Raw genomic sequence first — 26,177 nt, forward strand, 5'->3', positions numbered from 1 at the left:
GTGAGAGGCATGCGAGAAGGGCCCCGGCGGTGATTCCGCCGGGGCCCTTCTCTCCGTTCTTCGCGTCTACTCCGGTCCGACCCGGAACAGCGCCCACACCACCTTGCCCTGGAGGGCTCCGGCGAGCGGGTGCCAGCCCCAGCTGTCGCTGAACGACTCCACCAGGAAGAGGCCGCGCCCCGACTCGGCGGAGAAGTCCTCCTCGCCGCCCCGGGCCTCCGGGCTCTGCGCGCTCGGGTCGCGCACGGCGCACACCAGGCGCGAGGCCCAGCGCATCAGGTGCAGGCGGACCGGCGGATTCTGGCCGTCTTCACGAAGCCCTTCACGAAGTCCCTCACGAGTTCCCTCGCGAAGCCCCTCGCGGGCGTCCGCGCACCCGTCGCCGGCGGGCACCGCGTGACGCAGCGCGTTGGTGACGAGTTCGGAGACGACCAGGGCCACGTCGTCGAAGCGGTCGTTCAGGTCCCACCGGTCGAGCGTCGCGCTGGTGAACTTCCGCGCGCCGCGCACGGCTTCGAAGCGGGCGGGCAGGGCACAGGAGGCGGAAGTGGAGACGGCGCCGGGATCGATCGGCGGCAGGCCCTGCCGTAACGGCTCGAGCACGGTCGATCCATTCGTCCCCATGCGAGGCACTCCCGGGAATCGCGACTGTGGTGCGACAACACGACAACACGAACGAGTACGCGGCTGCGCGGGACCCATGGTTCCGAATGCGCCCACGGGATGCAAGGGCAGATGCACGTGCACGCGCCGGACCTGTCCATCCCTGTGGTGATTCTGTGGATATCTTCTGTGGCCGAGGTCCCCCCTTCGGCTTGCCTTGCCCGGAAGTCGCCCCCATTCCGTAATCGAATGTGTACGCGCTGAAGCGTTTGGTGGCAGAATCCTGGGCTCGACGGGGTGCTCGGCGGGTCCGAACGGGGCCGCGGCGGGACCGCGACGGGGGTTGGACGGGGGTTCGACACCGTAAAGGGGAGGCTGACAGCCGTGACCGCAGGTGAATCCGGCGGAGCGAGCGGGAGCGTGGTGCGACGCATCCTGCTGGGCTCCCAGCTGAGGCGGTTGCGCGAGTCGCGCGGGATCACCCGCGAGGCGGCCGGTTACTCGATCCGCGCGTCGGAATCCAAGATCAGCCGCATGGAGTTGGGACGGGTGAGCTTCAAGGCCAGGGACATCGAGGATCTGCTCACGCTCTACGGAGTCGGCGACGAGGCCGAGCGCGGCGCGCTCCTCGGCCTGGCCCGCGAGGCCAACGTCACCGGCTGGTGGCACAGTTACGGCGACGTCCTCCCCGGCTGGTTCCCCACCTACATCGGCCTCGAAGGCGCCGCCTCCCTCATCCGCGTCTACGAAGTCCAGTTCGTCCACGGCCTGTTGCAGACCGAGGCGTACGCCCAGGCCGTCGTCACCCGGGGCATGCCCGAGGCCTCGCCCGCCGAGATCGACCGCCGTGTCGCGCTCCGCCTGGAGCGCCAGAAGGTCCTCGTCTCCGAGCGGGCACCGCAGTTCCACGCCGTGCTCGACGAGGCCGCGCTGCGCCGCCCGTACGGCGACCGGGCCGTCATGCGGGGGCAGCTGAAGCACCTCATCGAGATCTCCGAGCACCCGGGCGTCACCCTCCAGGTCATGCCCTTCAGCTTCGGCGGTCACGCGGGCGAGAGTGGCGCGTTCACGATGCTGAGCTTCCCCGAGTCCGACCTCTCCGACCTCGTCTACCTGGAGCAGCTCACCAGCGCCCTCTACCTCGACAAGCGCGAGGAGGTCGCCCAGTACCAGCGGGTGATGGAGCGCCTCCAGAAGGACAGTCCCGATCCGGCCGAAAGCCGCGATCTTCTTCGGGGTCTCCTTCAACTCAGCTGACACATCAGTACGATGACGGAACATCAGTGCTTCCGTCCGTACGTCCGTCAGTCAGTCTGTCAGTCAAGGGGTTCCGATCCATGTCGCACTTCACCGACCTGGCAAGCCAGTACATCGACGGCGAGTGGAAGCCCGGCAGCGGCTCGTGGGACATCATCGACTTCAACCCGTACACGGGGGAGAAGCTCGCCTCGATCACCGTCGCCACCGCCGACGAGGTGGACCGGGCCTACCGCGCCGCCGAGCGCGCCCAGGCGGAGTGGGCGGAGACCAACCCGTACACCCGCCGGCTCGTCTTCGAGCGCGCGCTGCGGATCGTCGAGGACCGCGAAGAGGAGCTCGCCGAGACGATCGTCGCCGAGCTCGGCGGCACCCGCCTCAAGGCCGCCTTCGAGCTGCACCTCGCCAAGGAGTTCCTGCGCGAGGCGGTCCAGCTGGCGCTGCGCGCCGAGGGCCGCATCCTGCCGTCCCCGGTCGACGGCAAGGAGAACCGCGTCTACCGCGTGCCGGTCGGCGTCGTCGGCGTCATATCCCCCTTCAACTTCCCCTTCCTCCTCTCGATCAAGTCGGTGGCGCCCGCGCTCGCGCTGGGCAACGCGGTGGTCCTCAAGCCGCACCAGAACACCCCGATCTGCGGCGGCACGCTCGTCGCGAAGGTCCTGGAGGAGGCCGGACTCCCGTCCGGCCTGCTGAACGTCGTCGTCACCGACATCGCCGAGATCGGCGACGCGCTCCTGACCCACCCGGTCCCGAAGGTCATCTCCTTCACCGGCTCCGACAAGGTCGGCCGTCACGTGGCCACGGTCTGCGCGCAGAACTTCAAGCAGTCCGTCCTCGAACTCGGCGGCAACAGCGCCCTGATCGTCCTCGACGACGCCGACGTGGACTACGCGGTCGACGCGGCCGTCTTCAGCCGCTTCGTGCACCAGGGCCAGGTCTGCATGGCCGCCAACCGCATCCTGGTGGACCGGACGCTCGCGGAGGAGTTCACCGAGAAGTTCGTGGCGAAGGTGCGGACCCTGCGCGTCGGCGACCCGGCCGACCCCGCCACGCACATCGGACCGCTCATCAACTCCCAGCAGGCGGACGCCGTTTCGGCGCTCGTCGAGCAGACCGTGGCGGCCGGCGCGACGGCCCTCCTGCACGGCACGGTGGAGGGCAACCTCGTCTCCCCGTCCGTCCTCACCGACATCGCGGCCGACTCCCCGGTCCTGAGCCAGGAGATCTTCGGCCCGGTGGCGCTCCTCGTGCCCTTCGACGGGGAGGAGGAGGCGGTGCGGATCGCGAACGACACGCCGTACGGGCTGAGCGGCGCCGTGCACACCGGCGACGTCGAGCGGGGTGTGCGGATCGCCCGGCGCATCCACACCGGCATGATCCACATCAACGACGGCACCGTGCACGACGAGCCGATCGTGCCCTTCGGCGGCGAGAAGCACTCGGGCATCGGGCGGCTGAACGGCGACGCGATGGTGGACGCGTTCACGACCCAGAAGTGGATCTCGATCCAGCACGGCCGGAGCCGTTTCCCCTTCTAGTTCTCGGCGCGACTCGCCGTATCTAGGACGTGACCTGTCCTAGTTCTTCCGTAGCGTGGTCGGTGTCAGAAGGCAGGACAGCGCAGCACGCTACGGAAGGCGGACATCATGGTCGCTCTCGTTCCCACCGAGGCCCACGGCGACGAGCGCGGCGCGCTCCTCAACTTCATCGAGGCCCAGCGCGCCGCGATCCGCCGTTCCCTCCTCGGCCTGACCGAGGAACAGGCGGCGAGCCGCCCCAGCGCCAGCGAGCTGACCCTGTCCGGGCTGCTCAAGCACGTCGCCGAGGTCGAGCTGAACTGGCTGCGCCTGGCGCAGCAGCGGCCGAACGAGAAGCAGCGCACCGAGGAGACCTGGGGCGACGGCTTCCGCCTCGTCGGCGACGAGACGATCCCCGAGATGGTCGACTTCTGGGCGCGCGTGGCGAAGGAGACGGAGGAGTTCGTCCGCTCCGTGCCGAGCCTCGACGACACGTTCCCGCTGCCGGAGGCGCCCTGGTTCCCGAAGGACGGCCGGGTGTCGATCCGCTGGATGCTGCTCCACCTGGTCCAGGAGGCGGGACGGCACGCCGGGCACGCGGACGTCATCCGCGAGTCGCTGGACGGCAAGGTCTCCTTCGCGCTGATCGCGGAGGAGCAGGGCCGCTGACCCCGCACCCGTACCCGTACCCTGGTCGGAATTGACCAGGGAGGTACGCGGCGATGTCGGCGATCCGCCTGCTCGTCCTGGGCGCGGTCAGGCAGCACGGCCGCGCCCACGGCTACCAGGTGCGCGGCGACCTCGAACACTGGGGCGCGCACGAGTGGTCCCACGCCAAGCCCGGTTCGATCTACCACGCGCTCAAGCAGCTGGCGAAGCAGGGATTCCTGAGGGCCCACGAGAGCGCGCCGAGCACGGCCGGCGGGCCGCCGCGCGTCGAGTACGAGCTGACCGAGCGGGGCCGCGAGGAGTACCTCGCGCTGCTCCGCGAGGCGTTGACGAGGCCGGACCAGGGGCGTGACGTGCTCTCGGCGGGCATCGGCTTCATCGTGGACCTGCCGAGGACGGAGGCGGTGGAGCTGCTGCGCCGCCGGGTGGCCGCGCTGGAGGCGTGGCGGGCGGCGGTCGCCGAGGACTGGACGCCGGAGGGCGGGCTCGAACAGCTCGGCCACATCGGCGAGATCATGCACTTCTGGACGCACTCGGCGGACGCGGGCAAGGAGTGGACGCTCGGCCTGATCGCACGGATCGAGGCGGGGGCGTACGTCTTCGCGGGCGAGGGCGAGCCCTTCGTGGGCGTCCTGGAGACGTAGCCCTCTGGAACCCGGGCCCCGCGGGCGGTCTACTGAAGTCCGCGGCGCGCGCCGCGGAAGGGGGACCGTCCGATGCGCACCAGACCCGTGAGACCCGTGAGACCCGTGAGACCCGTGGGAACGCTCGCCGCCGTCGTAGCGGCGCTGACCTCCGCCGTACTGGCCGGGTGCACCGGGAGCCCCGGTCCCCCCGCGGAAGCCACCGACGGCCCACCCTTCCCGCCCCCACCCGTGCGCCTCACGTCCCCACCCGCGATCCCGTCCCAGCCGGGGCTCCCGGGGCGGGCGTACACCCCGGTGTTCGCGCGCGACGGCAGCGGGTTCGCGCTGCTCGCGGACTGCGTGGGGGACCCGGCGGCACCGGAGAACGGTTTCTGCCGCCAGTACGTGGCGGTCCTCGACACCGGCGCCAAGGAGTGGGTGGCCAGGCGCTCGCCGCTGCCCGAGACGCGCGGGACCGAGGGCGTCTCCGCCGGCCTGCTGCCGCTGGGCCCCGGGCGGGCGCTGATCGAGGACTTCTCCGACGAGCCCGGAACCCGGACCTGGTTCACCCGGGACGGCGGCCGCACCTGGCGCCGGGGGGACGGCCGTACGGTCGGCACGACCCCGGACATCCCGGCGGACGCGGTGCTCGCCACCGACTGCGCGGAGCCCGCCGGAGCCGTACCCGACGACTGCGCGCGGCAGCGGCTCGTCGTGGTCTCGCCGGTGGACGGGCGGCGGCGGGCGCTGGCCCGGGTGCCGCTCCTCGGCGCGCACCCGGCCCCGGCGCCGCTGCCGGAGCCGGACGGGTCCTGGTGGGTCTCGGGGGCCGATCCGCGCACCGGCCGGGCGGCGGTCGCCGTCTCCCGGGACGCGGGCCGCAGCTGGCGGGTGAGCGTCCTGCCGAGCCCGGCGGCCGGACCCGGCCGGTACACGGCGGTGGTGGTCGGCCCGTCCGCCGTCTACGCGGCGGAGATGGGGGAGCTGACGGAGGGCGAGGAGATCCTCAACTCGATGCGGGCCCTGCACCGTTCCGTCGACGGCGGCCGGACCTGGCGGCGGATGTGGACCACGGGCGCGGAGCGGGAGCCCCGGTCCCTCCTCGGGCTGCCGGTCCCGGGACCCGGCGACCGGGTGGAGATCGCCGCGATGTTCTCCGGGTACCGGAGCGTGGACGGCGGGAAGACCTTCACGGAGCTGGAGGACGGCACCTCGTACGTCCGCCGGACGGCCCTCGGCCTGCTGCGCGAGGAGGCCCCGTGCCAGTACGGGATCACGCGGGACGGGGTCCGGTGGGCGCCGTTCCTCCTCGCCTGCGGCGAGGAGGGCACGGCCGGCACCGCCGCTCCGGATCAGTGATGGAACGAGGTCGCCTTGTCCTTGTCGCCGGTGAACGGGTGCGGCTGGCGCCGGAGTTCGGGGAGGAGCCGGTGGAGGTCCTCGCAGAGGAGCGCGGCGAGGTCGGCGGAGAAGCCGTTGCGGCAGACGATCCGCAGGACGGAGAGGTCCTCGCGGTTGGCGGGGAAGGTGTAGGCGGGGACGAGCCAGCCGTTCTCGCGCAGGCGCCGTGACACGTCGAAGACGTCGTAGTTCGTGACGTCGGGGGCGGTGGTGAAGGCGAAGACGGGCAGTTCGTCGCCGCGGGTGAGGAGGCGGAAGTCGCCCATGGCCTCGACGCGTTCGGCCAGGCCGCGGGCGATGCTCCGGGAGGTCTGCTGGACGGCGCGGTAGCCCTCGCGGCCGAGCCTGAGGAAGGTGTAGTACTGCGCGACGACCTGGGCGCCGGGGCGGGAGAAGTTGAGGGCGAAGGTGGGCATGTCGCCGCCGAGGTAGTTCACCCGGAAGACGAGCTCCTCGGGGAGGTGGCCGGCGTCCCGCCACAGGGCCCAGCCGACGCCGGGGTAGACGAGGCCGTACTTGTGTCCCGAGGTGTTGATGGAGGAGACGCGGGGGAGGCGGAAGTCCCAGACGAGGTCCTCGTCGAGGAAGGGGGCGACCATGGCGCCGGAGGCCCCGTCGACGTGGACGGGGATGTCGAGGCCGGTGCGTTCCTGGAGGGCGTCGAGGGCCGCGCAGATGTCGGCGACGGGTTCGTAGGAGCCGTCGAAGGTGGAGCCGAGGACGGCGACGACGCCGATGGTGTTCTCGTCGCAGAGGGCGGCGGCGGACTCGGCGTCCAGGTGGAAGCGGTCGCCGTCCATGGGGACAAGCCGGGGCTCGACCTCCCAGAACTCGCAGAACTTCTCCCAGCAGACCTGGACGTTGACGCCCATGACCAGGTTGGGGCGGGCGGTGGACGGGTACCGGTCGGGGTTCTTCTTCGCCCAGCGGCGCTTGAGGGCGAGTCCGGCGAGCATGCAGGCCTCGCTGGAGCCGGTGGTGGAGCAGCCGACGGCGGTGGCCGGGTCCGGCGCGTTCCACAGGTGGGCGAGCATGGCGACGCAGCGGCGCTCCAGTTCGGCGGTGCGCGGGTACTCGTCCTTGTCGATCATGTTCTTGTCGCGGCACTCGCTCATGAGGACACCGGCCTGGGGCTCCATCCAGGTGGTGACGAAGGTGGCGAGGTTGAGCCGGGAGTTCCCGTCGAGCATCAGCTCGTCGTGGACGAGCTGGTAGGCGCTGGTCGGGGGCATCGGCCCGTCGGGGAGGCGGTGGTGCGGCGGGGCCTCGGTCATGCCGCCGACCGGGTCGGCCGCCCCGTAGAAGGGGTTGAGCGCGAGCCGGCGCTCGGGCTCGGACGGGGAGGCGGCGGGACCTTGGTGCAGCGGCATGGTGCGGTTCCTTTCCTCGTGGGACTTCCTCGGGGCGATGGCTGTGGCTGTGGGGTCAGCGGAGGGCGTTGCCCTCGTGGTCGAGTTCGAGCTGCGGGCGGCCGGTGACGATCAGCCAGGCCGGGAGGGAGGCGATGCAGAGCAGGGCGAGCATCGCCGGGGAGGCGGCCAGGACCGCGCCGGTGAAGAGGCTGATCCAGCCCTGCCGGGTGGTGGCGAGCAGGACGCCGAGGACGGCGGAGGAGACGGCGACCGCCGGGTGGACCTCGGGGACGAGCGCCTGGGCGAGGAGGCCGAAGGCGGCGCCCATGAAGACGGCGGGGAAGATCCGGCCGCCCCGGAAGCCGCAGGAGGCGGCGATGACGAGGGCGATGAGCTTCACGGCGGCGAACTTCGCGAGCTCGCCGGAGGACCAGGTGCCGACGTTCTCGGTGAGCTCCCTGGTCTCCTCCAGGCCCTTGAAGAGCGTCTCGTGCCCGCCGAGCGCGCCCAGGAGGCCGAGGACGAGACCGCCGACCGGCAGCATGAGCATCGGGTGGCGCAGTTTCCGGAAGGCCCGGTGGACGTGCGGGAAGAGGTAGCAGGAGGCGAGGCCGTAGACGGCCGCGGCGGAGGCGATGACCATGGCGGCGAGGAGGTCGCCGAAGCCCGGGTTCGTCAGCGTCGGAAGGCCCATGTCGAAGCTGGGCTCGGCGAGCAGCTGGGTCGTCATCGCGCCCGCGCCGGCGGCGACGAGCGGCGGCAGGAGCCGGTCCCAGAGCGAGCCGCGTCCCGGCTGGGAGGCGAGGGCCTCGGAGAGCACGAGGGCGGCGGCCACCGGCGTACCGAAGAGGGCGCCGATGGTGGCGGCCGAGGCGAGGGAGACCCAGACGGCGGCGGGCAGCACGGGCGCGGCCTTGCGGCCGAGCCAGTACGCGAGGGCGATGTTCGCCGCGATGATCGGGTTCTCGGGGCCGAGGCTGACGCCGCCGGCCAGGGTGAACGTGCTCGCGAGGAGGAGGCCGGGGACGACGCCGGGGGCCAGCGGCGCCCCGCCGAGGCCCTCGGACGCCGGGTCGGGCCCGGCGTGGCCGGGCACCTTCCACACGACCAGGCCCACGGCGACACCGGCCGCCGTGAGCATGACGATCATCCAGAGGGACGAGTACCCGCCGATGCCGAGGGCGTCGGGCAGGTCGTGCCAGAGCACCCCCTGGAACTCCTCGGCGAGCTTGCTGATGCCGAGGAAGAGCAGGCTCGCCGCCACACCGACCACGAGCGCGGGCAGGACCAGGGGGAGCAGGACGCGTAGGGGGGCCTCGGCGGGGGAGGACGGCGACGCGGACGGAGCATGATCAGTGGCCACCGCACCACCATAAGTGAGCAAAAGCCGCACAACATCCCGAAACGGAGTTATTTGGCCGCTGGTTGACGGGCCGGGGGCTCAGGCGCGTGGCGCGATGACCACCGCGGTGCCGTACGCGCACACCTCCGTACCGACATCGGCCGCCTCCGTCACGTCGAAGCGGAACATCAGCACCGCGTTCGCCCCGCGCGCCCGCGCCTGCTCCACCAGCCGTCCCATCGCCTGGTTCCGCGTCTCGACGAGGGTCTTCGTCAGGCCCTTCAGCTCGCCGCCGATCATCGACTTCAGACCCGCGCCGATCTGGCTGCCCAGATGGCGGGAGCGCACGGTGAGCCCGAAGACCTCACCGATGACCTGCCGGACCTCGTAGCCCGGCACGTCGTTCGTGGTCACGACCAGTACGTCGGACTGCGGCACCTGGCCGCCTCCGAATTCCTCGATGCCCATCGGCACACACCTCCTGACCTCCCAGCCTCGGGCCGGTCCGGACTTCCCGCATCCCGTGGGCGCCGACTGGAACCGCCCGCGTTCGCCTCACGTTGATAGCTTGGGGCGCGCCGTCCCCCAAGGCACCCCCGTGGGAGGTGCCCAGCCCCCACCGAACCGCAGGAGCCCGGAACCCCGTGAACACGCTTGCCCTCGGACCGAGCTGGCTCGACCCGGACAACCTGATCGGGACCTTTGGTCTGATCGGTGTCCTCGTCATCGTCTTCGCCGAGTCCGGTCTCCTCATCGGCTTCTTCCTGCCCGGCGACTCGCTGCTCTTCACCACGGGTCTCCTGGTCACCACCGGCAAGATCGACACTCCGCTGTGGCTGGTGTGCACGCTCGTCGTCGCCGCCGCGATCATCGGCGACCAGGTGGGCTACCTCTTCGGCCGCAAGGTCGGCCCCGCGCTCTTCAAGCGCCCCGACTCCAAGCTCTTCAAGCAGGAGAACGTGGAGAAGGCCCACGCCTTCTTCGAGAAGCACGGCCCGAAGTCGCTCATCCTGGCCCGCTTCGTCCCGATCGTCCGGACGTTCACGCCGATCATCGCGGGCGTCAGCCGGATGAACTACCGCTCGTTCATCATCTTCAACGTCATCGGCGGCGTGCTCTGGGGCGCGGGCGTCACCCTCCTCGGCGCCTCCCTGGGCAACGTCGAGTTCGTCCACAAGCACATCGAGGCGATCCTCGTCGGCATCGTCCTCGTCTCGGTCATCCCGGTCGCGATCGAGCTGCTCCGCGCCCGCTCGCAGGCGAAGAAGAACCCGCCCGCGCAGAACGGCGACCACGACGGCCCCGGCACCCCGAACCCGCCGGCGAGCCGCGGCCGCCACGCGAAGCGCTGACCCACCGCCGTACCGGCACCGCACCCGCACCAGGGGCTTCCGGCGGACCTTCCCGGTCCGCCAGGAGCCCCTGTTTCGGTCAGAAGCCCCTGGTGCGCTTCGCGGACCTGCGTGCCGCGCCCGCGCCCGGGGCCTGGATGAAGAACCGGGCCAGCTCGCTCCCCAGGTTCACCCCGATCGCGATGGCGAGCGCCAGCGCCGCCGCCTTCGCCAGCGACGCGAAGCCCTGGTCCGTGTTGTTCTGCGCGATGGCGAGCACTCCGAAGTACGTCGCCGAACCCGGCAGCAGCGGACCGATCGCCGCCGTCACGTACGGCAGCGAGGACGTGTGCAGATGGCGGGCGATCAGCTGCCCGAAGAGACCCACGAGCCCGGCCGCCACGGCCGTCGCCATCACGGTCGAGCCCCCCGCCGTCACCGCTATCGACGCGTAGACCACCCACGCGACCCCGCCGTTCAGCGTCGCGAAGACCACCGTCGCCCGCGACTGCTGCAACAGGATCGCGAAGGTCGCGCACAGCACCATCGACGCGATGATCTGCGTCACCGGCCGCTCCACCGGCCGCAGCGCCCCCTCCGGGTTCAGCTGCGCGTTGAACTGCACCGCGATGTAGAGAACCGACAGGACGCCCACGACGATCGCCACGAAGAAGTACGCGACCTCCAGGAGCCGCGCCGAGGCCGTGATGTAGAAACCGGTCAGGCCGTCCTGCACGGCCGCGACGAGCGCCCGCCCCGGGATCAGCGCGAACAGGCCACCGGTGATCACCGCCGAGGGCCGCAGGTCCGAGTGGAACAGCGTCAGGAGCACGCCCATCGCCGCCGGCGGCATCGCCGCCACCAGGAACTGGTAGAACTCCGGCAGTCCGCGCCCCGCGCACAGCCACGCCAGCCGGTCGCCGAGCACCGCGCCGAGCGCCGCCACCAGGAAGACCGTCGCCCCGCCGCCGAGCAGCACCGAGGCGGCGCCGGCGAGGATGCCCGCCGCCGTCGTGAGGACCCACCCCGGGTACGGGTGCCGGTTGCGCCGTATCTCCGCGAGCCGCCGGTACGCGTCCTCCGGCGACACCTCCTGGTCCGGGTCGTTGATGTCGGCGAGCAGCGTGTAGACCGCCGCCAGGCGCGTGTAGTCGGTGCCCCGTCGCCGTACCGTCCGGTTCGCCGTGATCGGGTCGTCGACCAGCGACGGCTGGTACGTGACGGACAACAGGGTGAACGTCACCGTCGGCTCGACCCGGTCGAGCCCGTACGAGCGGCAGATCGCGAACATCGCCGCCTCGACGTCCTCCGCGCCCTCCCCGCCCGCGAGCAGCAGCTCGCCGATGCGCAGGGTCAGGTCGAGGACGCGCGGCACCGAGGGCCCCGACTCGTCCTCCTTGCGCGGCGCCTCCGGCACCGGCCGGTCGTGCACCGGCAGCCGCAGCATGGTCCGCATCCGGTCCTGCCAGGGCGCGTCCTGCGACATCCGCACCATCGGCACCCCGAAGGCCGGGGTGAAGGCGGGCGGGGAGCTCTTCGCCGAGTACGTGGCGGGCGGGGCGAACGCCGAACCCTCCGGCTCGGCCGGCGCCTCCGCCGTGAACCCCTCGGGGAGCGCGAACTCGGAGGTCGGGTGCTCCTCCTCCGGCGGCGCGGGCTGCTCGACCCCGGCCGGGGGGACGAACGCGCTCCGTGCCTCGTCCGACTGCGGCTTCCGGTCCTCAGGAGCGCCGTCCTCCGGCTCCGCCACCACTCTGTCCGCCTCATCCCCAGGGAATCGTGGATTCCAGTATGAAGGTGTGACAGACGTGCGAAAGGGGTGCACCCCCGAATGCGAAAGGCGGTGCCCCCCGAAGGGGTGCACCGCCTTCCGGCAGGGGGCTCAGTGGCCGCCCTGCTCCTTCAGACGCGCGAAGGAGCGCTCGATCTCGGCCTCGGCCTCGGCGCGGCCGACCCAGTCGGCGCCCTCGACGGACTTGCCCGGCTCCAGGTCCTTGTAGACCTCGAAGAAGTGCTGGATCTCCAGGCGGTCGAACTCCGACACGTGGTGGATGTCGCGCAGGTGCTCCATGCGCGGGTCCGTCGCCGGGACGCAGAGCAGCTTGTCGTCGCCGCCGGCCTCGTCCGTCATGCGGAACATGCCGATGGCGCGGCACTTGATCAGGCAGCCCGGGAACGTGGGCTCGTCGAGGATGACCAGCGCGTCCAGCGGGTCGCCGTCCTCGCCGAGGGTGTTCTCGACGTAGCCGTAGTCGGTCGGGTAGGCCGTCGACGTGAAGAGGCGACGGTCAAGACGGATGCGACCGGTCTCGTGGTCGACCTCGTACTTGTTGCGGGATCCCTTGGGGATCTCGATGAGAACGTCGAACTCCACGGGTGGCTCCTCCTGAATCAACACAAGTGAATGCTCGCGACGGCGCGCGGTGGTTAAGTGTCCCTCACGCACGGGTGTGATCGCGAAAGGGGCTGGTCATCACATGCCAGAGCCGAGAGCGTGGCAGTTCACGGCGGGTTCCGCCGCCCTCGGACTCGTCCTGGCGACCGCGGCGGTGGCCGCGTCCGGACCATGGGACGGGGGCCAGCGTACGGCCGAGCGGGCCCACGCGGCCGCCGCTTCCCCCGGTGTGACGCGTCTCGCACCCGCCCCCGCCCCGGCCGCGGCCCCGCCCCGCCCCGCCAAGCCCGCCCCGGCCCCCAGCGCCCCCGGAGTCCTGCGGGCCCTCCCGGCCCCGGACACCGCCGCCGTCCCCCCGGCCGGACCGGCTACGCGTCCCGCCACCCCTCCGGCCACCCGTCCGGCCGATCTCGCCGCCACCCTCGTGCCGCTCCTCGCCGACCCCGGCCTCGGCTCCCTCCGTACGGCCTCCGTCGTCGACACCGCCACCGGCGCGCAGCTCTTCGGCGAGGGGGCCGGGACCCCGATGACGCCCGCGTCCACCGTCAAGATCGCCACCGTCGCCGCCGCGCTCTCCGCCCTCGGCCCCGACCACCGCATCCCGACGACGGTCACCGCGACCCCCGACGGCCGCACCGTCACCCTCGTCGGCGGCGGCGACCCCACCCTCGACCCGGCCCGCCTCAAGGCCCTCGCGGGCGACACCGCCCGCGCCCTGAGGAAACGCGGCCACACCTCCGTACGCCTCGCCTACGACACGCACCTCTACGGCGGGCCGGCCCTTCACCCCATCGGCCCCAACGAGAACCTCGCGCCCGTCACCGCCCTCATGACCGACGAGGGCCGCCTCGACGGCAGCCACAGCGGCCCCGCCCCGCGCACCGCCGACCCGGCGGGCGACACGGCCACCGCCTTCGCCGGCCTCCTCAAGGCCGCCGGCATCAAGCTCACCGGCGCCCCGGCCCCCGCCCCGAAGGCTCCGCCGAAGGCCGCCGCGCCGGCGAAGGACGCCCCCCTCGCCCGTACGTACTCCGCGCCCCTCGCCGACCTCGCCGAGCGCACCCTCACCCACAGCGACAACGACCTCGCCGAGGCCCTCGCCCGGCAGACCGCCCTCGCCCGGAAGCAGCCCGCGAGTTTCGACGGCGCGGGCAAGGCCGTACGGGACGAACTCGCCGGCCTCGGACTGCCCCTCGCCGGGGCCCGCTTCGCCGACGGCAGCGGCCTCGACCGCCGCGACCGCGTCTCCGCCGCCCTCCTCACCGGCCTGCTCACCCGCGCGGCCGACCCCGCCCGCCCCGCCCTGCGGCCCGTCCTCACCGGCCTGCCCGTCGGCGGCTTCACCGGCACCCTCGCCGGCCGCTTCGACACCGCCCCCGCGGGGGCCGGACTCGTGCGCGCCAAGACCGGCACCCTCACCGGCGTCAACACCCTCGCCGGAACCGTCGTCACCGCCGACGGCCGCCTCCTGGCCTTCGCCTTCCTCGCCGGACAGACCCTTTCCCCGTACGAGGCCCAGCCCGCCCTCGACCGCCTCTCCGCCGCCCTCACCGGCCGCGCCTGACCCCGCCCCGCGCGAGGACGAGCGGCCCGAACCGGCCCCGAACAGGCGCGGAGCCCGTACGGTTGACGCATGACGAGCATCGGTGGCGCAGGCACATCCGGGATGGTCGACTGGAACCTCGCGGTCGCGACCGCGACCCGCCTCGTGCGGCCCGGACCCGAAGTCAGCCGCGACGAGGCCCGCGAGGTCGTCGCCGAACTCCGCAAGCACGCCAAGGCCTCCGAGCGGCACGTCCGCGCCTACACCCGGATGCTCCCCGAGGGCGCCGACGTCCACGACACCCCCGTCCTCGTCGTCGACCGCGCCGGATGGATCAAGGCCAACGTCGCCGGCTTCCGCGAACTCCTCAGCCCGCTCCTCGGCAAGATGCAGGAGCGCCGCTCCACCACCCCGGGCAACGCGGTCCTCGGCGCCGTCGGCGGCAAGGTCACCGGCGTCGAACTCGGCATGCTCCTGTCCTTCCTGGCCTCCCGCATCCTCGGCCAGTACGAGACCTTCGCCCCCGTCACCCGCGACCTCCCCGGGAGCACCGAGGGCGGCGGCAGGCTCCTCCTCGTCGCGCCGAACATCGTCCACGTCGAGCGCGAACTGGAGGTCTCCCCGCACGACTTCCGGCTCTGGGTCTGCCTCCACGAGGAGACCCACCGCACCCAGTTCACCGCCGTCCCCTGGCTCCGCGACCACCTCCAGGGCGAGATCCAGTCATTCCTGGCCGCCACGGACGTCGACCCCGGCACCTTCGTCGAGCGCCTCCGTGAAGCCGTCCAGGCCTTCTCCGGCGGCCGCCCCGAGGCCGAGGAGGGTGAACCCTCCCCCTCCCTCGTCGAGATCGTCCAGACCCCCGAGCAGCGCGAGATCCTCGGCCGCCTCACCGCCGTCATGTCCCTGCTCGAAGGCCACGCCGACTACGTCATGGACGGCGTCGGCCCCGACGTCGTCCCCTCGGTCGCCGAGATCCGCGAGAAGTTCCAGCAGCGCCGGGCGCGCGGCGCCTCCCGCCTCGACCTCGCCCTGCGCAAGCTCCTCGGCCTCGACGCCAAGCTCCGCCAGTACCGCGACGGCGAGCGCTTCGTCCGCGCCGTCGTCGACCAGGTCGGCATGGACGGCTTCAACCGCGTGTGGACCTCGCCCAACACGCTCCCGACCAAGGCGGAGATCGCCGCCCCGGCCGACTGGATCGCGCGGGTGCACCGTAGGGCAGACTCGTGAGACAGGTGCGTCGGACGACGTAAGAACGCCATCGGAACACCCACCAATCACCCGTCCGAGGGACCCTGGGCGGGGGGTGGGCCGTGCAATGCTCGGGTAAGGGGCGGGTTTCTGTCACCATCGACGCACTCTGAGTGACTGACTGAGTGACCGAACCCCCTGTTCCGACCGTTAAGACACCGACCGAGGCACCCCACTCCATCACGAAGGGCACCGGACATGGGTCCCCATCCTGCGGTCGCGGCGATACGCCTGGCGGTCCGCCGCGTACTCCACGACGTCCTCACCGAACACACCGCCGCGCTCGCCGCGGGGCACTCAGCGCACCCGGCGGCCGAAGAGCCGCTCGTCCTCGTCGCGTGCTCCGGAGGCGCCGACTCGATGGCGCTCGCCTCCGCCCTCGCCTTCGAGACCCGCAAACTCCCCGTGCGCGCCGGCGGCATCACCGTCGACCACGGCCTCCAGGACGGCTCCGACACCCGGGCCGCCGAGGTCGCCGCCCGCATGACCGCCCTCGGCCTCACCCCCGTCGAGGCCGTCAGCGTCACCGTCGGCCGCGAAGGCGGGCCCGAAGCGGCCGCGCGCGACGCGCGCTACGCCGCACTCGACGCCGCCGCCGAACGACACGGCGCCACCGCGATCCTCCTCGGCCACACCCGCGACGACCAGGCGGAGACCGTCCTCCTCGGCCTCGCCCGGGGCTCCGGCATCCGCTCCCTCTCCGGCATGGCCGCCATCTCCGGGGCCTCCGGCCGCTACCGCCGCCCCTTCCTCCAGCTCGACCGCCAGACCGTCCGCAAGGCCTGCATCGCGCAGGAACTCGCCGTCTGGGACGACCCCCACAACACCGACCCCGCCTACACCCGCTCCCGCCTCCGCCACGAGGGGCTCCCCGCCCTGGAGAAGGCCCTCGGCAAGGGAGTCGTCGAAGCCCTCGCCCGAACGGCCCAACTCTCCCGGGACGACGCCGACGCCCTCGACACCTGGGCGGCCGACGCCGAGACCGCCGTACGCGACGAGGCGGGCGCCCTGGAGTGCGCCAAACTCCACGGACTGCCCCCCGCCGTACGCCGCCGCGTCCTGCGCCGCGCCGTCATCGCCGAAGGCGCCCCGGCCGGTTCCCTCTTCGCCCGGCACATCGAGGAAGTGGACCGCCTCATCACCGGCTGGCGCGGCCAAGGGGCCATCAACCTGCCCGGACGGGTGGAAGCCCGCCGCCAGGGTGGCAGACTGGTCATCCGGCAAGGCTGACGAACGCTGCAACGAAAGTGACCCGGGTGAACGAGAAGGACATGGGCACCGACCTCCAGTCGGTGCTCATCACCAAGGAAGAGATCGACGCCAAGCTGGCAGAGCTGGCCGCGAAGATCGACGCGGAATACGCGGGCAAGGACCTGCTCATCGTCGGCGTCCTCAAGGGCGCGGTGATGGTGATGGCGGATCTGGCTCGCGCCCTTTCCACCCCCGTCACCATGGACTGGATGGCCGTCTCCTCGTACGGCGCGGGCACCCAGTCCTCGGGCGTCGTCCGCATCCTCAAGGACCTCGACACCGACATCAAGGGCAAGCACGTCCTGATCGTCGAGGACATCATCGACTCCGGCCTGACGCTGTCCTGGCTCCTGTCGAACCTCGGCTCCCGCGAGCCCGCCTCCCTCGAGGTGTGCACCCTGCTGCGGAAGCCCGAGGCCGCCAAGGTCGCCATCGACGTCAAGTGGATCGGCTTCGACATCCCCAACGAGTTCGTCGTCGGCTACGGCCTCGACTACGCCGAGAAGTACCGGAACCTTCCGTTCGTCGGCACGCTCGCCCCGCACGTCTACGGCGGCTGACCCACCCCCGTCGAAACCCCCGCCATACGGGGAACCCGCACCGCCTTCCCCCCGTTGAACCACGGGAAGGCGGTCGCGGGCGACGATGCTGAGGTACCGTCCGAAGAACAGCTTTTTCACATAGCAGCTCTCACAGCAGCATTTTCCTACGGGCAGGAGGGACGGGGCGTTCTCGCTCCGTATGGATGGACGTGAAGCGATACTTCCGTGGGCCGGTCATGTGGATCGTGCTGGCCGTCCTCGCCGTGGTCGTGCTGATGCAGGTCGTCGGCTCGTCCGAGGGCTACAAGACGGTGGACACCGGCCAGGTCGTCCAGGCGATCGACAAGAACCAGGTCAAGCAGGCAAAGATCACCACCGGCGACGACGCGATCGTCAAGATCGAACTCTCCGGTGACACCAAGATCGACGGCAGCAGCAAGGTCCAGGCCAGCTACATCGGCAGCCAGGGTGTGGACATTGCCGACAAGCTGCAGCAGAAGTTCGAGGCCGGGCAGATCGAGAAGGGCTACACCGTCTCGCCGACGAAGCAGTCGCCCCTCGTCTCGATCCTTCTCTCGCTCCTCCCCTTCGTCCTCATCGTGGTCGTCTTCCTCTTCCTGATGAACCAGATGCAGGGCGGCGGCTCCCGCGTCATGCAGTTCGGCAAGTCCAAGGCCAAGCTCATCACCAAGGACACGCCGAAGACCACGTTCGCCGACGTCGCCGGCTCGGACGAGGCCGTCGAGGAACTCCACGAGATCAAGGAATTCCTCCAGGAGCCCGCGAAGTTCCAGGCCGTCGGCGCCAAGATCCCCAAGGGCGTTCTGCTCTACGGCCCGCCCGGAACCGGCAAGACGCTCCTCGCGCGCGCCGTCGCCGGCGAGGCCGGTGTGCCGTTCTACTCGATCTCCGGCTCCGACTTCGTCGAGATGTTCGTCGGTGTCGGCGCCTCGCGTGTCCGCGACCTCTTCGAGCAGGCCAAGGCCAACGCCCCGGCCATCGTCTTCGTCGACGAGATCGACGCCGTCGGACGCCACCGCGGCGCCGGCCTCGGCGGCGGTCACGACGAGCGCGAGCAGACGCTCAACCAGCTGCTCGTCGAGATGGACGGCTTCGACGTCAAGGGCGGCGTCATCCTCATCGCGGCGACCAACCGCCCCGACATCCTCGACCCGGCCCTCCTGCGCCCCGGCCGCTTCGACCGGCAGATCGCCGTCGACCGTCCGGACATGCAGGGCCGTCTGGAGATCCTCAAGGTCCACCAGAAGGGCAAGCCGGTCGCCCCGGACGTCGACCTCGGCGCCGTCGCCCGCCGCACCCCCGGCTTCACGGGCGCGGACCTCTCCAACGTCCTCAACGAGGCGGCGCTGCTCACGGCCCGCAGCGACCAGAAGCTGATCGACAACAAGGCTCTGGACGAGGCGATCGACCGTGTGGTCGCGGGCCCGCAGAAGCGGACCCGGATCATGTCGGACAAGGAGAAGAAGATCACCGCGTACCACGAGGGCGGCCACGCCCTCGTCGCGGCGGCCTCGCCGAACTCCGACCCCGTCCACAAGATCACCATCCTGTCCCGCGGCCGCGCCCTGGGCTACACGATGGTCCTGCCGGACGAGGACAAGTACTCGACCACGCGCAACGAGATGCTCGACCAGCTGGCGTACATGCTGGGCGGCCGCGCCGCGGAGGAACTGGTCTTCCACGACCCGACCACCGGCGCCGCCAACGACATCGAGAAGGCCACGGCCACGGCCCGCGCGATGGTCACGCAGTACGGCATGACCGAGCGTCTCGGCGCGATCAAGTTCGGCGGCGACAACACGGAGCCGTTCCTCGGCCGCGAGATGGCGCACAGCCGTGACTACTCGGAAGAGGTCGCGGCGCTGGTCGACGAAGAGGTCAAGAAGCTCATCGAGACCGCGCACAACGAGGCGTGGGAGATCCTGGTCGAGAACCGCGACATCCTCGACAACCTGGTTCTCGCGCTCCTGGAGAAGGAGACGCTGGGCAAGGAGGAGATCGCCGAGATCTTCGCCCCCATCGTCCGCCGCCCGGCCCGCCCGGCCTGGACCGGCTCCTCCCGCCGCACCCCGTCCACGCGTCCGCCGGTGCTCTCCCCCAAGGAGCTCGCCCTGACGAACAGCGCGAACGGCACGGCGACCGGCTCGGCCACCCCCGTGGACACGACCAAGGGCATCGACATCGCCCCGGTCGACACCCCCGAGGACTGACCGGCCGGACCCCCCGGAATGGAAGCCACGCCCTCACAGGTTCTAGCCTGTGGGGGCGTGGTCATTTCCCGCGCACAACAGTCAGACGGAACGAGGCACAGGATGACCGACCCGGTGACGCTGGACGGCGAGGGAACGATCGGCGAGTTCGACGAGAAGCGCGCCGAGGCCGCCGTCCGCGAACTCCTCATCGCGGTCGGCGAGGACCCGGACCGCGAGGGGCTGCGCGAGACGCCGGGCCGTGTCGCCCGCGCGTACAAGGAGATATTCGCGGGCCTGTGGCAGCAGCCCGAGGACGTCCTGACGACCACCTTCGACCTCGGTCACGACGAGATGGTGCTGGTCAAGGACATCGAGGTGTACTCGACCTGTGAGCACCACCTCGTCCCGTTCCGCGGGGTGGCGCACGTCGGGTACATCCCGTCCACGACGGGCAAGATCACCGGACTGTCGAAGCTCGCCCGGCTCGTGGACGTGTACGCCCGCCGTCCCCAGGTGCAGGAGCGGCTGACCACCCAGGTGGCGGACTCCCTGATGGAGATCCTGGAGCCGCGCGGAGTCATCGTGGTCTTCGAGTGCGAGCACATGTGCATGTCGATGCGCGGCATCCGCAAGCCGGGCGCCAAGACCATCACCTCGGCCGTCCGCGGCCAGCTGCGGGACTCCGCGACCCGCGCGGAGGCGATGAGCCTCATCATGGCGCGCTGACGCGCCACGGAGGCGGAGTGGTTCAGGCCCGGGCCTTGCCCGGGCCTTCGCCGTTCTCGGGGTCCTCGGGGAGCTTGCAGACCCGCTCCAGGAAGAGCGCCGCCGCGATGACGGCGATGCCCGCCGCGGTCGCCAGGCCCGCGTAGAGGGCCTGGTCGCGGCGGGCGGGGTTGTCCCCCAGGGAGGCGAGGAGGTGGACGGCCGTGCCGGCGTACATGCCGGCGACGAGGGCGGCCACCAGGGCGCTCGCCTGGCCGAAGACCACCGCGCGGGCCGCCATCAGCGGCTCCACGCCCTTGGCGCCGGGGCGGCGCTCGCGCTGGGCCTTGAGCCGGGACCGCAGGGAGAGGGCGGTCGCGGTCAGGACGACCGCGATCACGGCGAGGACGATCGGCGCGGCGACCGGCACGCTGGGCAGGGTGCCGACCGAGTCCCAGAGCCGGGTGCCGCCCCAGGAGAGGACGCCCGCCGCGAGGAAGAGTCCGGTGAGCACCTTCAGCCGCAGTTGTTTCACCGGGTGTCCTTCGTGTCGTCGCGGGGGCGGTCTGGCACGAGCGTAACGACTACTCCGGGAGGCGGAGTTCCAGGTCGGCACGGGGAGTGACGTCCGCCGTGCCGAGGGCGGCGAGGAGCGCGGCGACGGGGCCGTGGCCGGGGAGCTCCGCGGCGGGGTCGACGTCGTTCCAGGGGGCGAGGACGAAGGTGCGCTCGTGGGCGCGGGGGTGCGGCAGGGTGAGGACGGGGTCGTCGGAGACGACGTCCGCGTACGTCACGATGTCGACGTCGATGGTGCGGGCGCCCCAGCGCTCCTCGCGGACGCGGTGGAAGGCCTCCTCGACGGCCTGGGCGCGCTCCAGGAGGGAGGAGGGCGGCAGGGTCGTCTTCACGAGGGCGACCGCGTTGAGGTACGAGGGCTGGGTGCCCGGCTCGACGCCCCAGGGCTCCGTCTCGTACACGGGGGAGACGGCCTTGACCCGGAGGCCGGGGGTGTCCGCGAGGGCGTCGACGGCGCCCTGGAGGGTCTCCAGGCGGTTGCCGAGGTTGGAGCCGAGGGCCAGGACGGCCCAGCGCGGGTTGGAGAGCGTGGTGTCGGCGGCGTCGACGGTCGCGACGACGGACGCCGGTACGGGCTGGACGGTGGGATCGCTCTGCGTCGGCTTCATCGTCGGCTCCGGGTGATCGTGATGGTGACGTCGTCGAAGGGCACGGTGATGGGGGCGTCGGGCTTGTGGACGACGACCTCTACTTCCTGTACCCCGGCGTGGCTGAGGCATTGCTGGGCGATGCGCTCGGCGAGGGTTTCGATGAGGTCGACGGGCTCGCCCTGGACGACGTCGACGACCTCCTCGGCGACGATGCCGTAGTGCACGGTCTTCGCCAGGTCGTCGTCGGCGGCCGCCGGACGGGTGTCCAGGCTGAGGACCAGGTCGACGATGAAGGTCTGGCCCTCCTCGCGCTCCTTGGGGAAGACGCCATGGTGGCCCCGGGCCTTGAGGCCGCGCAGCGCGACACGATCCACGCGAATCACTCCTGCTGTCGTAGTTCGGTGGTCACGCAGCCGGGTGCGGACGGCCGGGTGTCCACTGTCGAATCTACCTGCGGGGACCGACAACGCTTGCCTTCGGGGGGCCGAGGGCGGGTCAGGCCGTGGATTCGTTGCCGTCCGGGCCGGGGTTTCCTTCGGGCGTCCCGTCGGTGTCGGCGATGACGGGGGAGGCGTGGTGGGACCAGATCCGCCATCCGTCGGGTGTGTCGCGGAACACGTTGGTGGCGACGACGAGCTGGCCGACGAGGGGGCCGAGTTCGGCGCCGTCCTCGGCGGGGCCGCCGCTGAGGATGTTCTCGGTGCAGGTGACGATCGCGGTGGAGCCGGCGAGCGAGATCCCGAGGTCGGTCAGGAAGAACTGGATGTACTCGGTGTTCGCCATGATCAGGGCGTACGAGCGGAGCACCTCGCCGCGCCCGGTGAGCACGGGCCAGCCGGGGTGGACGCAGGTGATGGGGGTGGCGCCGTCGTCGAGCCAGAGGCCGGAGACGGCCTCGAAGTCGCCGCGCTCCATGGCCTCGTAGAAGGCGGTGTTGGCGGCTTCGACGGCCGCCCGGTCGGCTTCGCGCCGGTCGGCGCCGGTCACCTGGCTCCCTCGACGGCGCGGGCGACGCGTACGGCGTCGGCGGTGGCCCGTACCTCGTGGACGCGGACCGCCCAGGCTCCCTCGTGGGCGGCGATGGCGGAGACGGCGGCGGTGGCGGCGTCGCGTTCGCGGGCGGGCGGCGGGGTGGCGCCGTCGCGGGTCAGGACGTGGCCGAGGAAACGCTTGCGGGAGGCGGCGACCAGGAGCGGGCGGCCGAGGGCGCGGAGCTCCGGGAGGTGGGCGACGAGGGCCAGGTCGTGCGGGGCGAGCTTGGCGAAGCCGAGGCCGGGGTCGACGACGATCCGCTCGGGGGCGATGCCGCCGTCGACGACGGCGTCGAGGCGGGTGCGGAGTTCCGAGAGCACTTCGCCGACGACGTCCTCGTACACCGCGAGGCTGTTCATGTCCTCGCTGAAGCCCCGCCAGTGCATGACGACGAAGGGGACCTCGGCGGCGGCGACGGCGGGGATCATGCCGGGGTCGGCGAGTCCGCCGCTGACGTCGTTGACGAGGATCGCGCCGGCCTCGACGGCGCGGGCGGCGACGGTGGCGCGCATGGTGTCGACGGAGACGGTGACGCCCTCGGCGGCGAGTTCGCGGACGACGGGGACGACGCGGCGGAGCTCTTCCTCCTCGTCGACGCGGGTGGCGCCGGGCCGGGTGGACTCGCCGCCGACGTCGACGAGGTCGGCGCCCTGGGCGACGAGGTCGAGGCCGTGTTTGACGGCGGCCGTGGTGTCGAACCAGCGGCCGCCGTCGGAGAAGGAGTCGGGGGTCACGTTGACCACGCCCATGACCGCGCAGCGGTCCCACTCCGGCAGGCCCAGGGCCGTACCCCGGTCGATCGTCGTCCTCATGCGACCAGCGTAGGGCCCAGGGGCGGCTTCAGGCCGCGTGGGCCTTCTCCCGTACGGGGACGGGGACGGGCGCCGGGGGAGTGGCGGGCGTCTGGACCGGGACGACGTGGGCGCAGGGGCGGGGGGCCCGGGCGGGGCGCCTGCGGGGGAAGGGGCGGGGGAGGGAGAGGGTGACGAAGCCTTCGGCGCGCATGGCGGCGAGGCCGATGCGGGGGAGGTCGCGGCTCTTCCGGTAGACGACGAAGCGGGGTTCCCAGCGCGGCCGGAACTTGGCGTTGAACTTGTAGAGCGACTCGATCTGGAACCAGCGGGAGAGGAAGACGAGGAGACCGCGCCAGACGCGCAGGACGGGGCCCGCGCCGATCTTCTCGCCGCGGGCGAGGGCGGAGCGGAACATCGCGAAGTTGAGGGAGACCCGGGCGACGCCGAGGCCGGGGGAGGCCTGGAGGGCGGCGACGATGAGGAGCTCGTTCATGCCGGGGTCGGCGGAGCGGTCGCGGCGCATGAGTTCGAGCGACATGCCGTCGGTGCCCCAGGGGACGAAGTGGATGATCGCCTTCAGGTCGCCGTAGGGGGAGGCGCCGGAGGGGTCCTCGGTGCCGTCGGGGTCGGCTTTGTGGGCGGTCGCTATGACCGCGTCCCCGTCGCCGGGCGCGCCGATGCGGCCGAGGGCCATGGAGAAGCCGCGTTCGGTGTCGGTGCCGCGCCAGTCGGCGGCGGCGCGGCGGACGCGTTCGAGTTCCTCCTCGTCGAGGTCGCGGACGCGCCGGACGCGGGTGGTGTACCCGTTGCGTTCGATGCGCTTGACCATCTGGCGGACGTTGCGCATGGCGCGTCCGGAGAGGGAGAAGTCGGCGACGTCGACGATGGCCTCGTCGCCGAGTTCGAGGGCGTCGAGCCCGGTCTCGCGGGTCCAGACCTGGCCGCCGGTCTCGGAGCAGCCCATGACGGCGGGGGTCCAGGAGTGGGCCTTGGCCTCGTCCATGAAGCGTTCGATGGCGCCGGGCCAGGCCTCGACGTCGCCGATGGGGTCGCCGCTGGCGAGCATCACGCCGGAGACGACGCGGTAGCAGACGGCGGCCTTGCCGCTGGGGGAGAAGACGACGCCCTTGTCCTCGCGGAGGGCGAAGTGGCCGAGGGAGTCGCGGCCGCCGTGCCGGCCGAGCAGGTCGCGCAGCCGGGTCTCGTCGTCCTCGGTGAGCCGGGCGGCGGGGTGCTCGGGGCGGAAGGCCAGGTAGATGGTGGTGAGGGCGGTGAGCATGCCGAGGGCGCCGAGGGAGTAGCCGACGGTCCAGTCGACGCCCTTGGTGTAGGCGACGGGGCCTTCGACGCCGACGAGCCCGTACAGGACGTGTTCGAGGCGGTCGGTGAGGCTGGGGTCGCCGACGGTCCGGCGCGGGTGGGCGCTGACGATGACGAGACCGAGGACGAGGGAGCCGGCGCCGACGACGACGAAGTTGGCGAGGGCCCGCCAGCGGCTGCGCGGGTCGGGCAGGGCGGCGAACTGGTCGCGGTGGCGGATCAGGAGCGCGAGGAGCGCGAGGGAGAGCAGGGCGCCGCAGACCGAGTGGCGCCAGACGAACTGGGCGGCGCCGCCGAGGGGCAGCAGGACGACGGCCGCGCGCCAGGCGCGCCGCTTGTTCCGCTTGAGGCCGTGGGCGAGGAGGAGCAGGAGGACGCCGACGCTGAGGGAGAGCGCGGCGGAGAGGGGGCCGAGGGTGCCGGGGAGGACCTCGGCGACGGCGTGCATGCGGCTGGCGCGGAAGCGGGGGAAGACGCCCGCTCCGATGTCGATGAGGCCGATGACGGTGCAGGCCGTGCCGACGAGGGCGGGGACCTTCTCGGGGCGGGGGCCGCGGAGAATCCGCCGGACCCGAACCGGAACCAATCCCGATTTGTCCTCATCTAGCGTGACAGACATGGCTTCCCGTACTCCCGTACTCCGGTGGTCTTCGATGCGCCCTCTAGGACGGCGCGGTACGGGGCAGGGTTCATTGGTCCACAGGGAAATCTCAGGAAAGAAGGCTCGGTCGTCTCATGGGGCTCACCAGCAACAAAGTCCTCGTGCTGGCGGTGGCGCTGGCCGTGGTGCTGTTCTTCGCCACGGTCTGGCTGTGGCCGCGGCTCGCGCGGCGCGGGTGGCGCGCGGTCGTGGGGCGGGTAGGACTGCTGCTCGCGACCCAGCTGGCGCTGTTCGCGGCGATCGGCCTCGCGGCGAACCGTTCCTTCCTGTTCTACGGCTCCTGGGCGGACCTCTTCGGGCAGGAGCAGGAGATGGGCGTGGTCGTCGACCACGCGGCCGGCTCGAAGGACCTGCAGGTCGTCGGCAAGCAGCGGCTCGACGTGCCGGGCGGCGCCCGCCCGGACGTCGGCGGACAGATACAGAAGGTCGTGATCAAGGGCGACCGCTCGGGGATCACCTCACCGGCGTACGTCTACCTGCCGCCGGAGTACTTCCAGGAGCGGTACGCGAAGAAGCGTTTCCCCGCCTCGGTGGTGCTCACCGGCTACCCGGGCACGGCGGAGAACCTGATCAAGGGCCTCAAGTACCCGAAGACCGCCTACCTCCAGGCCAAGGAGGGGAAGATGCAGCCGATGATCCTGGTCATGCTCCGGCCGACGGTGGCGCCGCCGCGCGACACCGAGTGCGTGGACATCCCCGGCGGCCCGCAGACCGAGACCTACTTCGCCGAGGACCTGCCGAAGGTGATCTCGGAGACGTACCGCGTCGGGACCGAGGCGCGGAACTGGGGCTTCATGGGCAACTCGACGGGCGCGTACTGCGCGCTGAAGATCGCGCTGCACCACCCGGACAGGTTCGCGGCCGGGGCGGGCTTCTCGGCGTACTACCGGGCGGCGGAGGACGTGACGACCGGCGACCTCTTCCAGGGCGACGACTCCCTGCGCAAGCGCGCGGACCTGCTGTGGAGCCTGGACCACCTGCCGCAGGGGAAGTCGTCGTTCCTGGTGACGACGTCGAAGCAGGGCGAGGGGAACCTGAAGGGGACGCTCGACTTCATCAAGAAGGTGAAGAGCCCCGCGCGGGTCTCCTCGATCACCCTGAAGAGCGGTGGCCACAACTTCACCACCTGGAACAGGGAGATCCCGCCGGGGATGGTCTGGCTGAGCGGCAAGCTCACCGGGGCGTGAGCCCTGCTCCGGGGCGTGA

Annotated in this window: 25 protein-coding genes; 13 read left to right on the plus strand and 12 right to left on the minus strand. The window is 71.7% G+C overall.

The window, feature by feature from the left end; all coding sequences use genetic code 11:
- Nucleotides 1-66 precede the first annotated feature (66 nt).
- Nucleotides 67-624: an ATP-binding protein gene (locus ACFC0Z_RS29895; RefSeq protein WP_376444429.1), complete on the minus strand. Its 558-nt coding sequence runs from the start codon at nucleotides 622-624 to the stop codon at nucleotides 67-69.
- Nucleotides 625-987: 363 nt separating this feature from the next.
- On the opposite strand from ACFC0Z_RS29895, the gene ACFC0Z_RS29900 reads away from it, so the two are divergent.
- The 5 genes from ACFC0Z_RS29900 to ACFC0Z_RS29920 all read left to right on the plus strand — a co-directional run bounded on the left by ACFC0Z_RS29900 (nucleotide 988) and on the right by ACFC0Z_RS29920 (nucleotide 6,031).
- Nucleotides 988-1,860 (plus strand): helix-turn-helix domain-containing protein, encoded by an 873-nt coding sequence (locus ACFC0Z_RS29900; protein ID WP_376444431.1) that lies wholly within the window; start codon nucleotides 988-990, stop codon nucleotides 1,858-1,860.
- An 80-nt stretch (nucleotides 1,861-1,940) separates the two neighbouring features.
- On the plus strand, nucleotides 1,941-3,398 hold the full coding sequence (locus ACFC0Z_RS29905; RefSeq protein WP_376444434.1) for an aldehyde dehydrogenase family protein: 1,458 nt from the start codon (nucleotides 1,941-1,943) through the stop codon (nucleotides 3,396-3,398).
- 108 nt (nucleotides 3,399-3,506) lie between these two features.
- Nucleotides 3,507-4,046, plus strand: a complete 540-nt coding sequence (locus ACFC0Z_RS29910; protein WP_376444437.1) for a DinB family protein — start codon at nucleotides 3,507-3,509, stop codon at nucleotides 4,044-4,046.
- A gap of 53 nt (nucleotides 4,047-4,099) precedes the next feature.
- Nucleotides 4,100-4,690: a PadR family transcriptional regulator gene (locus tag ACFC0Z_RS29915; protein ID WP_376444440.1), complete on the plus strand. Its 591-nt coding sequence runs from the start codon at nucleotides 4,100-4,102 to the stop codon at nucleotides 4,688-4,690.
- A 231-nt stretch (nucleotides 4,691-4,921) separates the two neighbouring features.
- Nucleotides 4,922-6,031 (plus strand): WD40/YVTN/BNR-like repeat-containing protein, encoded by a 1,110-nt coding sequence (locus ACFC0Z_RS29920; RefSeq protein WP_376444443.1) that lies wholly within the window; start codon nucleotides 4,922-4,924, stop codon nucleotides 6,029-6,031.
- Here ACFC0Z_RS29920 and ACFC0Z_RS29925 read toward each other — a convergent pair.
- From ACFC0Z_RS29925 to ACFC0Z_RS29935, 3 genes are all read right to left on the minus strand, one after another.
- Entirely contained in the window at nucleotides 6,025-7,443 is a 1,419-nt protein-coding gene (locus tag ACFC0Z_RS29925; RefSeq protein WP_376444446.1) for a glutamate decarboxylase, read from the minus strand. The two genes, ACFC0Z_RS29920 and ACFC0Z_RS29925, sit on opposite strands and share 7 nt — an antisense overlap.
- A 55-nt stretch (nucleotides 7,444-7,498) precedes the next feature.
- On the minus strand, nucleotides 7,499-8,788 hold the full coding sequence (locus ACFC0Z_RS29930) for an ion channel protein (protein ID WP_376444448.1): 1,290 nt from the start codon (nucleotides 8,786-8,788) through the stop codon (nucleotides 7,499-7,501).
- A 78-nt stretch (nucleotides 8,789-8,866) separates the two neighbouring features.
- Nucleotides 8,867-9,235, minus strand: coding sequence for a YbjQ family protein (locus ACFC0Z_RS29935; RefSeq protein WP_376444451.1), 369 nt, complete (start codon nucleotides 9,233-9,235; stop codon nucleotides 8,867-8,869).
- A 176-nt stretch (nucleotides 9,236-9,411) separates the two neighbouring features.
- Between ACFC0Z_RS29935 and ACFC0Z_RS29940 the strand changes: the two genes are divergently transcribed.
- Nucleotides 9,412-10,119 (plus strand): DedA family protein, encoded by a 708-nt coding sequence (locus tag ACFC0Z_RS29940; protein ID WP_376444453.1) that lies wholly within the window; start codon nucleotides 9,412-9,414, stop codon nucleotides 10,117-10,119.
- Between the two features lie 79 nt (nucleotides 10,120-10,198).
- Here the strand turns inward: ACFC0Z_RS29940 and ACFC0Z_RS29945 are convergent, their stop codons facing one another.
- Nucleotides 10,199-11,851 carry a threonine/serine exporter family protein gene (locus ACFC0Z_RS29945; RefSeq protein ID WP_376444456.1) on the minus strand — a complete coding sequence of 551 codons (1,653 nt, stop codon included), beginning with the start codon at nucleotides 11,849-11,851 and terminating at the stop codon, nucleotides 10,199-10,201.
- 129 nt (nucleotides 11,852-11,980) lie between these two features.
- The gene (locus ACFC0Z_RS29950) at nucleotides 11,981-12,472 is read right to left on the minus strand and encodes an inorganic diphosphatase (RefSeq protein WP_360811567.1); all 492 of its coding nucleotides are present in this window, start codon (nucleotides 12,470-12,472) and stop codon (nucleotides 11,981-11,983) included.
- 103 nt (nucleotides 12,473-12,575) lie between these two features.
- Here ACFC0Z_RS29950 and dacB point away from each other — a divergent pair, with 103 nt between their 5' ends.
- The 6 genes from dacB to folE all read left to right on the plus strand — a co-directional run bounded on the left by dacB (nucleotide 12,576) and on the right by folE (nucleotide 20,019).
- Nucleotides 12,576-14,057 (plus strand): D-alanyl-D-alanine carboxypeptidase/D-alanyl-D-alanine-endopeptidase, encoded by a 1,482-nt coding sequence (gene dacB / locus ACFC0Z_RS29955; RefSeq protein WP_376444460.1) that lies wholly within the window; start codon nucleotides 12,576-12,578, stop codon nucleotides 14,055-14,057.
- 69 nt (nucleotides 14,058-14,126) lie between these two features.
- Nucleotides 14,127-15,266, plus strand: a complete 1,140-nt coding sequence (locus ACFC0Z_RS29960) for a zinc-dependent metalloprotease (RefSeq protein ID WP_376444462.1) — start codon at nucleotides 14,127-14,129, stop codon at nucleotides 15,264-15,266.
- 219 nt (nucleotides 15,267-15,485) lie between these two features.
- Nucleotides 15,486-16,517, plus strand: coding sequence for a tRNA lysidine(34) synthetase TilS (gene tilS / locus ACFC0Z_RS29965; RefSeq protein WP_376444465.1), 1,032 nt, complete (start codon nucleotides 15,486-15,488; stop codon nucleotides 16,515-16,517).
- Nucleotides 16,518-16,558: 41 nt separating this feature from the next.
- On the plus strand, nucleotides 16,559-17,098 hold the full coding sequence (gene hpt / locus ACFC0Z_RS29970; RefSeq protein ID WP_030219931.1) for a hypoxanthine phosphoribosyltransferase: 540 nt from the start codon (nucleotides 16,559-16,561) through the stop codon (nucleotides 17,096-17,098).
- A gap of 185 nt (nucleotides 17,099-17,283) precedes the next feature.
- The gene (gene ftsH / locus ACFC0Z_RS29975) at nucleotides 17,284-19,311 is read left to right on the plus strand and encodes an ATP-dependent zinc metalloprotease FtsH (protein WP_376444467.1); all 2,028 of its coding nucleotides are present in this window, start codon (nucleotides 17,284-17,286) and stop codon (nucleotides 19,309-19,311) included.
- 102 nt (nucleotides 19,312-19,413) lie between these two features.
- On the plus strand, nucleotides 19,414-20,019 hold the full coding sequence (gene folE / locus ACFC0Z_RS29980) for a GTP cyclohydrolase I FolE (RefSeq protein ID WP_376444470.1): 606 nt from the start codon (nucleotides 19,414-19,416) through the stop codon (nucleotides 20,017-20,019).
- A 22-nt stretch (nucleotides 20,020-20,041) separates the two neighbouring features.
- Here the strand turns inward: folE and ACFC0Z_RS29985 are convergent, their stop codons facing one another.
- From ACFC0Z_RS29985 to ACFC0Z_RS30010, 6 genes are all read right to left on the minus strand, one after another.
- On the minus strand, nucleotides 20,042-20,533 hold the full coding sequence (locus ACFC0Z_RS29985) for a DUF3180 domain-containing protein (protein ID WP_376444473.1): 492 nt from the start codon (nucleotides 20,531-20,533) through the stop codon (nucleotides 20,042-20,044).
- A 49-nt stretch (nucleotides 20,534-20,582) separates the two neighbouring features.
- Nucleotides 20,583-21,182, minus strand: a complete 600-nt coding sequence (gene folK / locus ACFC0Z_RS29990) for a 2-amino-4-hydroxy-6-hydroxymethyldihydropteridine diphosphokinase (RefSeq protein ID WP_376444476.1) — start codon at nucleotides 21,180-21,182, stop codon at nucleotides 20,583-20,585.
- A complete protein-coding gene (gene folB, locus ACFC0Z_RS29995) occupies nucleotides 21,179-21,538 on the minus strand; it encodes a dihydroneopterin aldolase (protein WP_360811548.1) in 360 nt (119 codons plus the stop codon). The genes folK and folB overlap by 4 nt, the downstream gene beginning before the upstream one ends.
- Nucleotides 21,539-21,659: 121 nt before the next feature.
- Nucleotides 21,660-22,151 carry a nuclear transport factor 2 family protein gene (locus tag ACFC0Z_RS30000; RefSeq protein WP_376444479.1) on the minus strand — a complete coding sequence of 164 codons (492 nt, stop codon included), beginning with the start codon at nucleotides 22,149-22,151 and terminating at the stop codon, nucleotides 21,660-21,662.
- Nucleotides 22,148-23,008, minus strand: a complete 861-nt coding sequence (folP, locus tag ACFC0Z_RS30005) for a dihydropteroate synthase (RefSeq protein WP_376444482.1) — start codon at nucleotides 23,006-23,008, stop codon at nucleotides 22,148-22,150. The genes ACFC0Z_RS30000 and folP overlap by 4 nt, the downstream gene beginning before the upstream one ends.
- A gap of 28 nt (nucleotides 23,009-23,036) precedes the next feature.
- The gene (locus ACFC0Z_RS30010; protein WP_376444484.1) at nucleotides 23,037-24,929 is read right to left on the minus strand and encodes a phosphatidylglycerol lysyltransferase domain-containing protein; all 1,893 of its coding nucleotides are present in this window, start codon (nucleotides 24,927-24,929) and stop codon (nucleotides 23,037-23,039) included.
- 116 nt (nucleotides 24,930-25,045) lie between these two features.
- On the opposite strand from ACFC0Z_RS30010, the gene ACFC0Z_RS30015 reads away from it, so the two are divergent.
- On the plus strand, nucleotides 25,046-26,158 hold the full coding sequence (locus ACFC0Z_RS30015) for an alpha/beta hydrolase (protein WP_376444487.1): 1,113 nt from the start codon (nucleotides 25,046-25,048) through the stop codon (nucleotides 26,156-26,158).
- Nucleotides 26,159-26,177 lie beyond the last annotated feature (19 nt).

The sequence above is a fragment of the Streptomyces sp. NPDC056144 genome, from assembly GCF_042264145.1.
GTDB lineage: Bacteria > Actinomycetota > Actinomycetes > Streptomycetales > Streptomycetaceae > Streptomyces.